This window comes from Niallia tiangongensis (genome assembly GCF_044704065.1).
In the GTDB taxonomy this organism is placed as follows: Bacteria; Bacillota; Bacilli; order Bacillales; family Cytobacillaceae; genus Niallia; species Niallia tiangongensis.
In genome coordinates, this window is record NZ_CP162613.1 from 5,150,828 (window position 1) to 5,166,230 (window position 15,403).

Annotated in this window: 14 protein-coding genes; 1 reads left to right on the forward strand and 13 read right to left on the reverse strand. The window is 34.1% G+C overall.

The annotated features are described in order from the left end of the window. Positions 1–77 precede the first annotated feature (77 nt). The 3 genes from ychF to AB3U99_RS24370 form a co-directional block, all read right to left on the reverse strand. Positions 78–1,178, reverse strand: a complete 1,101-nt coding sequence (ychF, locus tag AB3U99_RS24360; protein ID WP_400244632.1) for a redox-regulated ATPase YchF — start codon at positions 1,176–1,178, stop codon at positions 78–80. 182 nt (positions 1,179–1,360) lie between these two features. Further along, complete coding sequence (locus AB3U99_RS24365) at positions 1,361–1,558, reverse strand: DUF951 domain-containing protein (RefSeq protein ID WP_400244634.1); 198 nt, start codon at positions 1,556–1,558, stop codon at positions 1,361–1,363. Positions 1,559–1,576: 18 nt separating this feature from the next. Then, the gene (locus AB3U99_RS24370; RefSeq protein ID WP_400244636.1) at positions 1,577–2,428 is read right to left on the reverse strand and encodes a mechanosensitive ion channel family protein; all 852 of its coding nucleotides are present in this window, start codon (positions 2,426–2,428) and stop codon (positions 1,577–1,579) included. Positions 2,429–2,892: 464 nt separating this feature from the next. Here AB3U99_RS24370 and yyaC point away from each other — a divergent pair, with 464 nt between their 5' ends. Continuing rightward, on the forward strand, positions 2,893–3,510 hold the full coding sequence (gene yyaC, locus AB3U99_RS24375; protein WP_400244638.1) for a spore protease YyaC: 618 nt from the start codon (positions 2,893–2,895) through the stop codon (positions 3,508–3,510). A gap of 99 nt (positions 3,511–3,609) precedes the next feature. Here yyaC and AB3U99_RS24380 read toward each other — a convergent pair whose 3' ends face one another. From AB3U99_RS24380 to rpmH, 10 genes are all read right to left on the reverse strand, one after another. Then, entirely contained in the window at positions 3,610–4,467 is an 858-nt protein-coding gene (locus tag AB3U99_RS24380; RefSeq protein WP_400244640.1) for a ParB/RepB/Spo0J family partition protein, read from the reverse strand. Continuing rightward, entirely contained in the window at positions 4,460–5,221 is a 762-nt protein-coding gene (locus AB3U99_RS24385) for a ParA family protein (protein WP_312098783.1), read from the reverse strand. The genes AB3U99_RS24380 and AB3U99_RS24385 overlap by 8 nt, the downstream gene beginning before the upstream one ends. Positions 5,222–5,785: 564 nt before the next feature. After that, positions 5,786–6,676 carry a nucleoid occlusion protein gene (gene noc, locus AB3U99_RS24390; protein ID WP_400244643.1) on the reverse strand — a complete coding sequence of 297 codons (891 nt, stop codon included), beginning with the start codon at positions 6,674–6,676 and terminating at the stop codon, positions 5,786–5,788. A 465-nt stretch (positions 6,677–7,141) separates the two neighbouring features. Next, positions 7,142–7,861: a 16S rRNA (guanine(527)-N(7))-methyltransferase RsmG gene (gene rsmG, locus AB3U99_RS24395; RefSeq protein WP_400244645.1), complete on the reverse strand. Its 720-nt coding sequence runs from the start codon at positions 7,859–7,861 to the stop codon at positions 7,142–7,144. Between the two features lie 24 nt (positions 7,862–7,885). Beyond that, the gene (mnmG, locus tag AB3U99_RS24400) at positions 7,886–9,766 is read right to left on the reverse strand and encodes a tRNA uridine-5-carboxymethylaminomethyl(34) synthesis enzyme MnmG (protein ID WP_400248176.1); all 1,881 of its coding nucleotides are present in this window, start codon (positions 9,764–9,766) and stop codon (positions 7,886–7,888) included. Between the two features lie 218 nt (positions 9,767–9,984). Continuing rightward, positions 9,985–11,370, reverse strand: a complete 1,386-nt coding sequence (gene mnmE, locus AB3U99_RS24405; protein ID WP_400244647.1) for a tRNA uridine-5-carboxymethylaminomethyl(34) synthesis GTPase MnmE — start codon at positions 11,368–11,370, stop codon at positions 9,985–9,987. Between the two features lie 501 nt (positions 11,371–11,871). Then, a complete protein-coding gene (gene jag / locus AB3U99_RS24410; protein ID WP_400244649.1) occupies positions 11,872–12,501 on the reverse strand; it encodes an RNA-binding cell elongation regulator Jag/EloR in 630 nt (209 codons plus the stop codon). After that, a complete protein-coding gene (gene spoIIIJ, locus AB3U99_RS24415) occupies positions 12,498–13,232 on the reverse strand; it encodes a YidC family membrane integrase SpoIIIJ (protein ID WP_400248178.1) in 735 nt (244 codons plus the stop codon). The genes jag and spoIIIJ overlap by 4 nt, the downstream gene beginning before the upstream one ends. A gap of 141 nt (positions 13,233–13,373) precedes the next feature. Beyond that, on the reverse strand, positions 13,374–13,721 hold the full coding sequence (gene rnpA / locus AB3U99_RS24420; protein WP_400244651.1) for a ribonuclease P protein component: 348 nt from the start codon (positions 13,719–13,721) through the stop codon (positions 13,374–13,376). 389 nt (positions 13,722–14,110) lie between these two features. Then, positions 14,111–14,245 (reverse strand): 50S ribosomal protein L34, encoded by a 135-nt coding sequence (gene rpmH / locus AB3U99_RS24425; RefSeq protein WP_016201470.1) that lies wholly within the window; start codon positions 14,243–14,245, stop codon positions 14,111–14,113. Between the last annotated feature and the right edge of the window lie 1,158 nt (positions 14,246–15,403).

Below are 15,403 nucleotides of genomic sequence, written 5' to 3' on the forward strand. Positions count from 1 at the left end.
ACTCTAAAAAGATTTGCTAGCACAATAAATGTACTAACAGAAATCTTTTTATGAGTGTTTTTCTAGTTAATTATTCATTATACGTTAAAACGGAAATGAATAATATCGCCGTCTCTAACTACATATTCTTTACCTTCTAAACGAACTTTACCTGCTTCTTTCGCAGCAACCATATTGCCACTTGCTAATAAATCATCATAAGAAACAGTTTCTGCACGGATAAAGCCTCTCTCAAAATCAGAATGAATAATTCCTGCACACTGTGGTGCTTTCATTCCTTGTACAAATGTCCATGCACGAACTTCTTGGACACCTGCAGTAAAGTAAGTAGCTAATCCAAGAAGATGGTATGCTGCACGAATTAACTGATCTAACCCAGATTCTTCGATTCCAAGCTCTTGAAGGAACATTTCTTTTTCTTCCCCTTCTAGCTCTGCAATTTCTTCTTCGATTTTCGCACAGATGACAATCACTTCAGCACCTTCATTTGCTGCAAAATCTTTTACACGTTTTACATAATCATTATTCGCCGCATCAGCGATTTCATCCTCGCCTACATTTGCAACATATAATACAGGCTTAATTGTTAAAAGATGTAGTCCTTTAGCAATTTTCGCTTGTTCCTCTGTAAACTCGACCGTTCTTGCTGGTTTTTCCTCTTCAAAAGCAGCCTTTAGTAATTCCAACACTTCTAATTCAGCAACAGCTTCTTTATCTTTTTGCTTCGCCATTTTTCCAACTCGGCCAATTCTTTTTTCTACTGATTCTAAATCAGCAAGAATTAATTCTAAATTGATTGTTTCTATATCAGAAATAGGGTCTACTTTTCCTGATACATGGGTAATGTTATCATCTGCAAAACAACGTACCACTTGGCAGATAGCATCTACTTCGCGAATATGAGATAAAAACTTATTACCAAGACCTTCCCCTTTACTTGCCCCTTTTACAATTCCGGCAATATCTGTAAATTCAAAAGTTGTAGGTACTGTTTTTTTCGGTTGTACTAATTCTGTTAATTTTGTTAAACGTTGATCTGGTACTTCTACAATTCCAACGTTTGGATCAATTGTACAGAACGGATAGTTCGCTGATTCTGCACCTGCTTGTGTAATTGCATTAAATAATGTAGATTTACCAACGTTAGGCAAACCAACTATTCCAGCAGTTAACGCCATTATGCCACTCCCTTATATAAACTTCCTATCTCCATCGTACAAAATAGAAAGTAATTTCATTATTATTCTAAACCTCTAACAATTATAGTTTTAACGAAGGAAAAAGACAAGTAGTGTTCCTTTTCTATAAACCAAAAAAAGACAACAAATATCTTTATTTGCTGCCTTTCCTATAAAAAGTATTATTCTTCATGCCTTACTAAAACTTTTTTCATTTTCCTTGCAAACTCTCTTCTTGGAATGAGAACACTATGCTCGCATCCTTCACATTTAATCCGGATATCCATACCTAACCGAATTATTTTCCAGCGATTTGTACCGCACGGATGTGCTTTTTTCATCTCAACTACATCATTTAATCCAAACTCTTTCTGCTCCATATTTCCTCCTTGAACAAACTATTGTGGTTGTGAATACATGACTAATTTTGGGACAGGGCTCTCTATTCCATTTTCATCTAAAACATTCTTTATTTCTTTTCTTAATACCCTCGCAATAGCATGGTGCTTCATTGGCAATGTTTCTGCAACTACACGAATAATAACTTCTGCCGCTTGGATATTTTGCACACCTAATAATTCTGGTACGCCGACGATATCCTCATATTGCTCTGGTAGTTTTTCAATCAGTTCCTGTATTACCTTTTCTGCCCGATTAATATCACCTTGATAGGCAATACTTACATCTACAATTGCTTTACTATTATTTATGGAAAAATTAGTTACTTCAATAATGCTTCCATTAGGAATGATGTTTACTTCCCCTGTAAAGCCTTTTATTTTTGTTGTTCTTAATCCAATCTCTTCTACAACACCCTCATATGTACCAATGCGCACTTGGTCTCCAACGGAAAATTGATCTTCAAAGATAATAAAGAATCCTGTAATAATGTCCTTAACAAGACTTTGAGCACCAAAACCAACTGCAAGGCCAACAATTCCCGCTCCTGCTAACAAGGCTTTAACATCAATGTTAAAAACAGATAATGCCATCATTATGGCGATAAAATACACGACATAAGTAATCGTATTTTCCAAAAGTTTAATTAATGTTGCTTCTCTTCTTTCTGATACTCGTAAGGAGGAATGAGTTCTTACTTTGAATATATTTCGTACCGCTGCTTTCCCAATTCTAATAATAATTCCGCTAATAAGAAATATAAGGACAAGCTTTAATGCCCCAAAGCCAAGATTACTCCAAAAATTCTCATTCATGAGATTATCTATTCCTTCTTTTATATTCTCATCCATCTAGACACCTCTAAATATAAACTTCTACTAGATTATTTTCCTTTTTTTATCTGTTCATACAACTTAAATTACGTATTAATACTCCATATATGATGGAATAAACAATAAAGCTAACTATTTTTCTATTTTACTCTTTAACAGCCATCTTATTGGGTAAGTTTATTTTAACAGTTTTTCTACGTGCTTTGTAGTAGTATTTCTCCTGAAAAACGCAGGACTTTTGCCCTTATTATGAGGGATTGTGCGCTTACTGTATCACTCTTTTTTCCTTTATTTTTATGTATATGTATAGAATTTATCTCTTTTCCATATACTGAATACTACAATAACTATGCATAAAAATAACTAATGGTTCGATAGATTTCCATCTTAATTGATAGGCGCTTAACAGAATCTAACTAAACACGATAATTGCTTTCTCCTATAGATTTTATCGAATCCTAAATGATAAAGGAGTAGATTCAATGACCTTATATTCCAGCCTTTTCGAAAAAAACGAACTTCCCATTAGAATAGCACATGATGAACAATTAGCGGCTTTTAAGATTGCAGATTCATTATCTAAACAATTACCATCTGTTTCAGTTACTCAACCAATTGTCTTTATTTGTATTGGAACCGATCGTTCTACTGGAGACTCATTAGGTCCGCTTATTGGCACGCTATTAAGTGAAAAGAATATATCTCCTTTTCATGTCTATGGAACATTAGATGAACCAATTCATGCACTTAATTTAGAGGAAAAATTAAAGGAAATACATGAAAAACATAACAATCCTTATATTATCGGAATAGATGCCTGTCTAGGCAGAATGAAAAGCGTTGGTGTGATTCAAATTGGGGATGGGCCTGTTAAACCAGGAAGTGGCGTTAAAAAGGAGCTTCCTCCTGTAGGCAATATTCATATCACAGGGATTGTTAATATTAGTGGATTTATGGAATTTCTAGTTCTTCAGAATACTAGATTAAGCCTAGTATTAAATATGGCAAAAATCATTTCAAAAGGGATTTATCACACTAGTCTTCGATATATGCATTCTGCAGAAATCCAGGAATACCAAATAAAAGAAGAACCCGTATAATTCTTTTCAAGCTTTTTGGTTAATAATTAAAAAGCCTCCTAAAAAAAGATCTTTGTTACAGCTAGCCAATTGTAACCTACCTTTTCTTAGGGGCTTCTTTTAATTTTCATTTTCTAATTCAAATAAGTGAAGAATGCGTGCCAAATCCTCTTCTGAGAAAAATTCAATTTCAATTTTCCCTTTATTTTTCTTTTGCTTAATATGAACAGTCGTTCCAAATCTTTCACGTAGAAAGGACTCTTGCTCTTTAATAAATATATTTTTCGGCGCTGGTTTTTCTTTCTTTGTTTCACGTGAAACATTTTCATTTAAAAGCTGAATTAATTGTTCCAGCTGACGTACATTTAATCCCTCTTTAATAATTTTATCAACAATTGCTGGAAGCTTATCTTTATTTTTCAAGCCTAATAAAGTTCTTCCATGTCCCATTGATATCTTACCATCAGAAATATAATTTTGCACAGCCTTTGGAAGAGATAATAAACGAACATGATTAGCAATATGGGGTCTGCTTTTCCCTAAACGTTTTGCTAGCTCTTCTTGTGTCAGCTTTAACTTTTTCATCAATGTCTGATAGGCATGGCCTTCTTCAATTGGTGATAAATCTTCTCTTTGAAGGTTCTCGAGTACTGCTAATTCCATCATTTGCTGTTCCGATAATTGTCGAACAACTGCAGGCACAGACGCTAGTTTAGCCTCTTTAGCAGCACGATATCTACGTTCTCCAACTACTATCTCATAGCCTTTGATGCTTTTTCGAACAATTATTGGTTGAAGAATTCCATGTTCTAGAATCGAAAGCTTCAATTCCTCGATTGCTTCCTCATCGAAGAACTTTCTAGGCTGATAAGGATTAGGTCGCAATTCATTGATGCTTATTTCTTGTACATTTTCTTCCTTCTCGGCATCTATCTTAGGAAAAAAAGCATCTAACCCTTTTCCAAGTCCTTTAGCCACTAGTAACCACTTCCTTCGCAAGGTCCAAATAAACTTCGGCACCACGTGATTTTGGATCATAAATGATTATTGGTTCCCCATGACTTGGAGCTTCTGATAATCGAATATTTCTCGGAATAATTGTTTTATAGACTTTATCTTGGAAATACTTTTTAACTTCTTCAATAACTTGTAAGCCTAGATTTGTTCTAGCATCTAGCATTGTTAGCAACACACCTTCAATTGCCAAGTCATGATTTAAATGCTTTTGAACAAGTCGAACAGTATTTAATAGTTGACTTAATCCTTCTAAAGCGTAATATTCACATTGGACTGGTATCAATACAGCGTCCGATGCAGTTAACGCATTAATCGTTAACAATCCTAAAGAAGGAGGGCAATCTATTAGAATATAATCATAGTTGTGTTTGACCTCGTCTAAAGCTCTTTTCAACCTAACTTCTCTGGAAATAGTAGAAACAAGCTCTATTTCTGCTCCAGCTAATTGAATCGTTGCAGGAATAACATCCAAATTCTCCACATTTGTCTGTTTTATCACCATACTTGCTTCTAGATCATCGACTAACACATCATAGATACAATGATCAACATCAGCTTTTTCAATACCTACACCACTAGTAGCATTTCCTTGTGGATCAATATCTACTAATAGCACTCTTTTTCCGATATATGCTAAACAAGAGCCAAGATTGACCGATGTAGTTGTTTTTCCAACTCCACCCTTTTGGTTAGCAACAGTAATAATTTTACCCATGATGTCACCTACCTTTAATTCCATACTAGCTACGAAATATATAATCGACGCAAGATGGCTGCTTATTATAAAAAGATTGAATCGTTTATAGCTTTTAAACTATAAGACAATTTATTAGTAAAAAAACATGAATAGATTACAACATGGCCAAATTCCATGCCTATTGTAATCACGTATATTATTTTATCATGAAAACTTCTAAATATCGTCATTTTTTCTTTTAATCTGAATTAGAGGAGGAAAATAAAAATAAATTAATAGTATAAAAGAAGTTAAAAAGCCTATCATTTCAAGCATTTAACATAGAATCTATTAGTTAATTTGCTTAGAAAAAATCCTATTAAAATCAGCAATTGAGGTTTGAATTTATACTTGTGGTTATCCTCTGAGGAATAAAATCATCATATAAAAAAGTGAGAATCAGCATAAATGGCTATTATTCTCACAAAAAATATGCTCTGTTAAATAAGTAATTTTTACTATCTTTTATGAGTGGGATTTAACAGAGCCCAAAATCTATAAATAAGTACAAATTATGATTCTAGATAAGAATCTATTTAAGTATTATTTTTTTTTCGGAATTTTTATCGTAAATTGATAAAAATCTTCAAACTCTTCTTCTTCAGCATTTAGATTAATTCCACTATCAGAAACCATATTTAGCGATTGACGAATTGTATTTACTGCAATCCGCATATCTTTACTAAATGCTTTTCTTTTTGGCTTCGGTTTCTGCTTCGTTTGTTCAAGCATTTTCACGACACGCTCTTCTGTTTGCTTTACATTTAAGCTCTTTTCAATAATTTCTTGTAATAGCTGGATTTGTTTTTCCCGTTCTTTTAAAGGAATCATGGAACGAGCATGACGCTCAGAAATCTCTTTATTCAATAGTGCTTCTTGAATTTCTTCTGGCAATTTAAGAAGTCTTAATTTATTTGCTACAGTCGACTGCCCTTTACCTAATCTTTGGGCGAGTGCCTCCTGGGTAAGATTGTGTAGTTCTAATAATTTTCCATATGCAATCGCTTCTTCAATTGGAGAAAGCTCTTCCCTTTGAAGGTTCTCTATAAGTGCAACAGAAGCAGTTTCTGTATCACTCATGTTTTTTATGATAGCTGGCGCTTCTTCCCAACCAAGTTTTTTCATTGCTCTCCATCTTCGTTCTCCAGCAATGATTTCAAATTTATCTTCCTCATACTCTCTTAATACGATTGGTTGTATAATACCATGTGTATGGATTGTACGAGCTAATTCTTCAATTTTTTCATCATCAAATACCGTTCTTGGTTGAAAACGGTTAGGAACAATCTGATTAATTGGGATTCGTCTAACCTCTTCATTACTTCCCATACTCTCGATCTCCTCTTGAGCAGCATCTGCACTTATTTGACTAGCTTCTTCTATTTGCTCTCCTTTTTCGCCTAGTCCAAAAAATCGTGAGAAAGAAGGCTTCATCACCCTGCACCACCTTTACAAAACTCCCTATTAGTTATTCTCTATATGAAACATTAATCCCTGCAAAGTCATCTAACTTATGGTAGAAACTTCTCGAAATTTCATAGAATATGACAATTATAGGTATAATATATAGTAGATATGATTATTTGATACAGTTCTAATCTTATGAATGATTATATCATTCTCTTTTTTCTTTCGTAATAACTTATAGCTGTTTTCATAAAGTTGTTGTTATTACCAGCAGACACTTAGCATTAGCCTGCTCAGTATTTCTATATAATTAATATTTTCTATTAATAAACAACATTCTTTTCAAAAACAGCCTAGTTTAAAATAATCATCTTTTTTCCGTCTTATTCATAGCTTCCATCCCTACACTTCTCATAAGGGATGGAAGAATATCTTATAAAGAATCGGATAACTTCAGAAACTAGACTATCAGACATAACTCTGTGCTTTCACCTATTCAATTGGCTCTTTATTAGGAGTTCCTGGCTTTCTTGGATACTTTTTAGGTGTTGGCTTTTCTTTTTCTATGATGATGATATTTCTTTCACTTTCTTCAATCGGCAATAAAAAGGAGTGTGTTGCTTGGATTTTTCCACCCAATAGACTTACAGCCTTTTTCCCAGCTTCCATTTCCTCTTTGGCACTTGCTGCTTTCATTGCAACAAAAGTACCTCCGATCTTTACTAGCGGCAAACAAAGTTCACTTAGAACAGAGAGTCGTGCTACTGCTCGTGCAGTTACAATATCAAAAGATTCACGATATGCTTTGTTTTGGCCAAATGTTTCTGCTCGGTCATGAATAAAGTTAACCTCTTTCAGCTCTAATTGAGATGCTAAGTGTTCAAGAAAATGAATTCTTTTTTTCAAAGAATCGACAATTGTTACCTTTAAATCAGGAAAAACAATTTTTAAAGGGATACTTGGAAAACCTGCTCCTGCACCTACGTCACATAAATGTGCAGCCTCATGGAACCCTTCATAGTAAAATCCAGCAGTGATGGAATCATAGAAATGCTTCAAATAAACATCTGATTTTTCCGTAATTGCTGTTAAATTCATTTTTTCATTCCACTCTACCAATGTTTCAAAGTAGAGCTCAAACTGTTTTATTTGCTGGTCCGATAAAGTTATTCCTTTATCAGACAACATTTGAATAAAATCTTCCGTTTTCATGCATGAACCCTTTCTATTCAGAGATTAAACACGAGCTATTTTTCCTTGTTCTAAATAAACTAATAAAATAGATATATCTGCTGGGTTTACACCAGAAATTCTTGATGCCTGTGCAATAGATAACGGACGAACTTTTTTTAATTTCTGTACCGCTTCCGTTGCAAGACTAGAGATAGCATCATAATCAATATTCTCAGGAATTTTCTTGTTTTCCATTTTCTTTAGTCTTTCTACTTGCTGTAAGGATTTCTCAATATAGCCTTCATATTTTATTTGAATTTCTACTTGCTCTTTGATATCTTCCGTTAATTCTATATCGCTTGGTGCAAGCTGTTCAATATGGCTATAATTCATTTCAGGGCGTTTTAATAAGTCTCCTGCTCTAATACCATCTTTTAATTCGCTTCCGCCTTGCTCTTTAATCACATTTTGTACTTGCACATTTGGCTTTAGCATTACTTCGCTTAAACGTCGCTTCTCTTGTTCGATTAATTGCTTTTTATCGGAGAATTTCACAAAGCGCTCTTCAGAAATAAGACCAATTTTATAGCCAATATCCGTTAAACGTAAATCTGCGTTATCATGACGAAGTAGTAAACGGTATTCTGCTCTTGATGTTAAGAGTCGATATGGCTCGTTTGTACCTTTTGTTACTAAGTCATCTATTAAGACACCGATGTATGCATCCGAGCGGCTTAAAATAACCTCTTCTTTTCCTAATGCATTTAAACCAGCGTTAATACCAGCCATTAAACCTTGGCCAGCGGCTTCTTCATACCCTGAAGTTCCGTTAATTTGCCCAGCAGTGTAAAGATTTTTAATCTTCTTCGTTTCTAATGTTGGCCATAATTGTGTTGGAACAATAGCATCATACTCAATTGCATAGCCAGCTCTCATCATTTGGACATTTTCTAAACCCGGGATTGTTCTTAATATTTCCTGTTGAACATCTTCAGGTAAGCTTGTAGACAATCCTTGAACATAAACTTCTTGTGTATTTTTACCTTCTGGCTCTAAGAAAATTTGATGTCTTGGTTTATCATTGAATCGAACAACTTTATCTTCAATTGATGGACAATATCGCGGTCCTGTACCTTTAATCATTCCTGAATACATTGGGGAACGATGTAAATTTGAATCAATAATCTGATGTGTCTTTTCATTTGTATATGTTAACCAGCAAGGAAGCTGATCGGTAATAAATTTGGTTGTTTCATAAGAGAAGGCTCTTGGAACATCATCGCCAGGTTGTATTTCAGTCTTAGAGTAGTCAATAGAATGACTATTTACACGAGGAGGCGTTCCTGTTTTGAAACGTACCAAATCAAATCCTAGCGCTTCTAAATGCTCCGATAAGCGGATAGAAGGCTGTTGATTATTCGGACCGCTTGAGTATTTAAGCTCTCCTAAAATAATTTCCCCGCGAAGATACGTACCAGTAGTTACTACAATCGTTTTTGCACGATACGTAGCTCCTGTTTTCGTAATAACTCCTTTGACAACTTGATCCTCAACGATTAATTCTTCTACCATTCCTTGAATCAACGTTAGATTTGGTTCATTTTCTAACGTTATCTTCATTTCATGTTGATACATATATTTATCTGCCTGAGCTCTTAGGGCACGTACAGCAGGACCTTTTCCTGTATTCAACATTCTCATTTGTATATATGTTTTATCTATATTTTTACCCATCTCGCCGCCAAGTGCGTCAATTTCCCTTACGACAATCCCTTTTGCCGGTCCTCCGACAGAAGGATTACATGGCATAAATGCGACCATATCTAAATTTATCGTTAACATTAATGTTTTGGCACCTATTCTTGCTGCTGCAAGGCCTGCCTCACAGCCTGCATGACCTGCACCAATGACAATCACATCATAATTTCCAGCTTCGTACTGCATCATGATGCCTCCTTCTTTCTAAACTTTCTTTTAAGAAATACTTTCTAGCTACGATTATTGACAGCTAAATTAGCTGTTGTATCTGTTTTTCAAGGCGTCTGCTCCATTTTCATGGGGAGAGCGGACGCCTTGAAAAACTAATATATTCACTTTTAATGCATTAAATTTCGGTTGAAATTAGATAATTATACTTTTTTAAGTGATTTCATTAAAATCACTTATTTTCCTAAACAGAACTGAGAAAATAACTGATTGATTAAACTTTCATGTACACTCTCACCAATAATTTCGCCAAGTATTTCCCATGTTCTTGTTAAATCAATTTGTACAATATCTATAGGTGTGCCATTTTCTGCTCCTTCAATTGCATCGCTTATTGCCCGCATCGCTTGGTTCAATAAGGAAATATGCCTTGAATTAGAAACATAAGTCATATCACTTGCTTCAATAGAGCCTGCAAAAAATAGACTAGCTATCGCTTCCTCTAACAAATCGACTCCATTTTCTTCTACTAAAGATGTCGTAATAACTTTGCGATTTCCTGCAAGTTCTCTTACTTTATCTAAATCAATTTTTTGTGGTAAATCCGTTTTATTAACGATTACAATAAAATCCATACCTTCTGTAGCCTTGAAAATATTCTTATCCTCTTCGGTTAATTCATCTGCATAATTTAGGACAAGTAAAATTAAGTCCGCTTCTCTTAGCACTTTTCGCGACTTTTCTACTCCAATTCGTTCCACGATATCTTCTGTTTCCCGAATTCCTGCTGTATCTAGCAAACGAAGTGGAACTCCGCGTACATTCACATATTCTTCAATGACATCCCTCGTTGTTCCAGGAATGTCTGTTACGATTGCTTTATTTTCCTGCACTAAACTGTTTAATAAAGATGATTTTCCTACATTCGGTCTACCAACAATAACCGTTGCCAGTCCTTCACGGAGAATCTTTCCTTGGTTAGATGTCTGTAAAAGCTTTTCAATCTCTGTTTTAATATACGCAGATTTTTCAAGCATGACTTTTTGTGTCATTTCTTCTACATCATCATATTCTGGATAATCAATATTAACCTCTACCTGGGCTAATGTTTCTAAGATTTCTTGGCGCAAATGTCTAATTAATTTCGATAATCTTCCTTCCATTTGACCAAGAGCTACATTCATCGCACGATCTGTTTTAGCTCTTATTAAATCCATTACCGCTTCTGCCTGAGAAAGATCGATTCGTCCATTTAAAAAAGCTCTTTTGGTAAATTCGCCAGGTTCTGCAATTCTAGCACCATAAGAAGTTGTCAATTGCAACAATCGATTTACAGAAGCTAGTCCACCATGACAGTTAATTTCGATAACATCCTCTTTGGTAAAAGTTTTTGGTCCTCTCATCAACGATACCATTACTTCTTCCACAACCTCGTCTGTTGCTGGATCTACAATATGCCCATAATGGATTGTATGACTTGCTACCTCCATTAACTTCTTATTACCTATACTTTTGAAGAGCTTGTCTGCAATTTTTATTGAATCTGGACCACTCATTCGAACAATTGCGATCGCTCCCTCACCCATTGGAGTCGATATCGCAGCAATTGTATCCAATTCCATCTTTTTCACCTCAATTCAAAAAAATATATCTATATAAAATGATTGTATTCACCTTTGACATGATTACATTAGATTAGATTAACATATCCACAAATGTAAAAAAAGAAAAAAATCCACACACTTATCCACATTCACTTTTATCGTTATATACCATTCTATCTTATCCACATGTGAATAACAATAAAACGTAAAATAAAATTACAAAACCTAAGCACTTCACTTTTTTTTGAGTTGTTCTATTATTCTGTTCTACTAATACTTTCCTTACACCTAAGGAGGGAAACGAAGAGCATGCTTATTACTTTTGTATCCTTCATTCCTGTTTGAATAAAATATTTTTCAAACATACTATTCAAAGAAAATATATGAATTAAAAGACTTAGAAATCTAGAGAAAATGTTAAATAGCCAAGAAGAAAGAGGAATCGTCAACGAGAATAATTTGAATTTTTTAAACGCAAAAAAAAAGATCGTTTCCCTATCGGAAAGACGATCTTTTTTTCTATCTATTTTTTTCCCTTATTGGCGCAACAATAATATGTCGCTTCGCATCCTCACCTGAGGAATATGTTTTTACACCTTTGAAAGAAACCAGCGCAGTATGAATCGTTTTTCTTTCGTGTGCAGGCATCGGTTCAAGCGGGATTTCTTTTCCAATCTTAACCGCTTTGTAAGCTATTCTTTCGGCTAACTGAATTAAAGCTTGTTTTCTACGTTCCCGATACCCTTCCGCATCTAACATCACTTTAAAATACCCTGTTGATTCTCTATTAATTACTAATTGTGCTAAATATTGAATAGAATTAAGTGTTTGCCCTCTTTTTCCTATTAACAAAGCAATTTTTTCACCAGATAATTCATACAAAATATTTTTTCCATTTTGCTTAACGTGGATCTCAATGGGAACACCCATTTTTTCACTAACATCTTTTAGAAAAATTTTAACGAATTCAACTGGATCTACCTTTTTCTTTACTATTACTTTTGCAAATCTAGAACCAAAACCGAGAAAACCTTTTTTTCCTTCATCAACAACAATGATTTCAACCTGATTCTTTGTTGTCTTAAGCTGAGCTAAAGCTGACTCCACTGCTGCATCGACTGTTTGTCCTACGGCAGTTACTTCTTTCACTTCTTCGCTCCTCCTGCTTTGCTAGTTTGTCCAGCATTTTTAATTTCAGGACCTTTAATGAAATACGTTTGTACAATTGTAAAGATATTACCTACTACCCAATATAGAGATAATGCAGCAGGGAAATTAATAGCAAATACTAAAATCATAACTGGCATAATCCAAACCATCATTTGCATTTGTGGATTTGGAGGCGCACCAGCCATAGATAGTTTCGTTTGGAAAAATGTTGTTACACCTGCTAAGATCGGCAATAAGTAAATAGGATCAGGCTGGCCTAGACTGAACCATAAGAAATCATGAGAAGCAATTTCTCTTGTACGAGAAATAGCATGGTAAAACCCAATCAGTATTGGCATTTGTACTATTAGAGGGAAGCACCCAGCCAATGGGTTTACTTTATTTTCTTGGAAAAGCTTCATTGTTTCCTCTTGGAGCTTTTGTTGTGTCTTTTGATCTTTAGAGCTATATTTTTGTTGCAGTTCTTTCATTTTCGGCTGAATTGCCTGCATTGCTTTACTATTTTTCGTTTGTTTAATCATAAGTGGCAAAATAACTAGTCGAACTAATATAGTTACGATAATAATGGAAATACCATAACTACCTCCAGCAAAAGCTGCTGTCTTTATAATCAGTTGAGATAGCGGATATACGATGAACTCATTCCAGATCCCTTCACTTTCAGAAGTTATCGGTTGATTAAACTCTGTACATCCTGTTAAAATGGTCATTAAAAAAAGCAGACCAACTATCAATAAAAATTTCTTATTCAAGCTGCAAATCCTCCTGTTTAACATGATTTTCGAATCTTACTTATTAAGTATTGTAACCGATAAACGAATCATAGGAAACGCTTAACTAATATTTTCCCCCTAATTCTTTTTGGATAAGACCTTTGCTATTTTTAAAATATGGATAAGACTCTTTTTTACTTCCTCAAAACCCATATCAGCAACAGGCTTTCTTACAATTATGACATAATCATACTTATTTTCCAACTTATCTTCAAATTCAAGGAACGCTTGTCTAACATAGCGTTTTATCTGATTTCGCTTTACTGCGTTTCCAATTTTTTTGCTGACAGAAAGGCCGATTCGAAAATGCTCTTGTTCCACTTTTTCTAATTTATATATAACAAACTGTCGATTAGCAAAAGATTGTCCTTTTTTAAAAACCGACTGAAATTCTTTATTTTTTTTAATTCTGAATTCTTTTCTCAACGTTTATAACTCCTTCATCAATTCCTTCAAGTTAACAACCTTCTCTTTGTAAAGGAGGCTTTTTCGTAAAGTTTGTTGCCAGTGACCAGCAGCCTTCCTATCATCCGTTTTCCATGGGGTAGGCTTCAGCACCTCGGCAAAACCATTCTAGGTCTCACCTGTCTCGCTGCTCCCCCCTGGCGTCTTCGTAAATTCAACTGCTAGTTATTTTAATAAATTTTTCAATTGAAAAACAACAATTTTTAAAAAACAGCCTTGAAAGAAAATTAGACAGGCATAATAACGTAAGTAAATGAGTATATTGTAAAAAAAGGAAGGGTCTGTCCTTCTATTAAAAGCATTCCCTTCACCCTTTTTAATTGAAAAAAGACCACTGACGTTTCAGTGGCCTAAGCTGATAATACTTTTCTTCCTTTGCGTCGACGGCGCGCTAAGACATTACGTCCATTTGAGCTGCTCATGCGGCTACGGAATCCGTGAACTTTACTTCTTTTACGTTTATTTGGTTGATAAGTTCTTTTCATTGTATATGACACCTCCCTGAGGAATAGCTGTTATAGACAGTCCTTACAATTATATAAACATTGATAATTAATTGTCAACTATTCATTTTTATTTATCTATCATCATTTATAGATCACATTTACTTCTGTGATCCTTCCCTCTCTATTTCTAAGGTCATTGAAATAGTATACCACATAATTTTCTATTCTACTTCATATCCTTCCCAACTATTCTATTTTCCAACGAATAATTTTTTCCATTTTGGTTATTCTACGAAAATTATTCTCTTAATTTGTATGTAGACAAAAAAATATTTGTATATTAGACACTAAAAACAATTCGATATTTTATGAAATACTAGTTCTTATTTCCAATTACATTTTCAATGGACCAAGTAATTATTATCTAGTTTTCACTATCATTTCGACGATTGTGGATAAATTTCGACGGAAATATTTTTTCCACAATTGTTATTTACAACTTTTCAACAAACTAATACCTTGTGGACATTTATTACTAACAACCTAGTTAGCTTGTGGATAAGATATTAAAAAGCATTGCAGTTCTTATAAATTTTTGATATTATAGTTTTGTTTTCACATCTGAATAAAATCTGTGCATAACTACATTATCCACAATCTGTGGATAAACTGTGGACATCTTATTCTATGTGTCTGAACAGAGTTGTCCACAAACGGTGGATACTGTCGAAATACCACTAATCTTCCTTATAATATATTTTTCCACATAATAAAAGGACAGGCTCCTTGTAAATATTGCAGATTTGCATGAACAAGGCTTCAATATTTTGTCTAAAATCAGTATTTTATGATTCCTATATGCAGGGAATTTGACAATTTGGATAAAGTAATATGGTCTTTTGTAAAAAATTATTTAAGTTGGTTAGCCATCGGAGCGAATAAAATCCTATAAGCGATTATTGCATCGATTGGTCTATTCTTTTTTTAGAACAAGTTTGTTTTTTAGAGGTTTTATCTTAAGGCTTTAAGGCTCTTTTTTTGTTTTTTGATCATTTTTTTTGAAGTAACCACTAAGTTTTTTAAACAAATTTAACATGAGAATATGTCTTTTTCTGCACATTTTAAGATAGATCGTTTAAGTAGAATGAATAGGAACTCTAAGAACGTTTAACTTTAGGTAAAGGAGGCGAGGATAAC

What these genes read in the sequence shown, in the direction of transcription:
- AB3U99_RS24365 (WP_400244634.1), bottom strand. Translation starts at nt 1,558, where the DNA reads ATGGAGCAGAAAGAGTTTGGATTAAATGATGTAGTTGAGATGAAAAAA.
- yyaC (WP_400244638.1), top strand. Translation starts at nt 2,893, where the DNA reads ATGACCTTATATTCCAGCCTTTTCGAAAAAAACGAACTTCCCATTAGA.
- AB3U99_RS24385 (WP_312098783.1), bottom strand. Translation starts at nt 5,221, where the DNA reads ATGGGTAAAATTATTACTGTTGCTAACCAAAAGGGTGGAGTTGGAAAA.
- rpmH (WP_016201470.1), bottom strand. Translation starts at nt 14,245, where the DNA reads ATGAAAAGAACTTATCAACCAAATAAACGTAAAAGAAGTAAAGTTCAC.
- spoIIIJ (WP_400248178.1), bottom strand. Translation starts at nt 13,232, where the DNA reads ATGACCATTTTAACAGGATGTACAGAGTTTAATCAACCGATAACTTCT.
- AB3U99_RS24370 (WP_400244636.1), bottom strand. Translation starts at nt 2,428, where the DNA reads ATGGATGAGAATATAAAAGAAGGAATAGATAATCTCATGAATGAGAAT.
- mnmG (WP_400248176.1), bottom strand. Translation starts at nt 9,766, where the DNA reads ATGCAGTACGAAGCTGGAAATTATGATGTGATTGTCATTGGTGCAGGT.
- rsmG (WP_400244645.1), bottom strand. Translation starts at nt 7,861, where the DNA reads ATGAAAACGGAAGATTTTATTCAAATGTTGTCTGATAAAGGAATAACT.
- mnmE (WP_400244647.1), bottom strand. Translation starts at nt 11,370, where the DNA reads ATGGAATTGGATACAATTGCTGCGATATCGACTCCAATGGGTGAGGGA.
- ychF (WP_400244632.1), bottom strand. Translation starts at nt 1,178, where the DNA reads ATGGCGTTAACTGCTGGAATAGTTGGTTTGCCTAACGTTGGTAAATCT.
- noc (WP_400244643.1), bottom strand. Translation starts at nt 6,676, where the DNA reads ATGAAGCCTTCTTTCTCACGATTTTTTGGACTAGGCGAAAAAGGAGAG.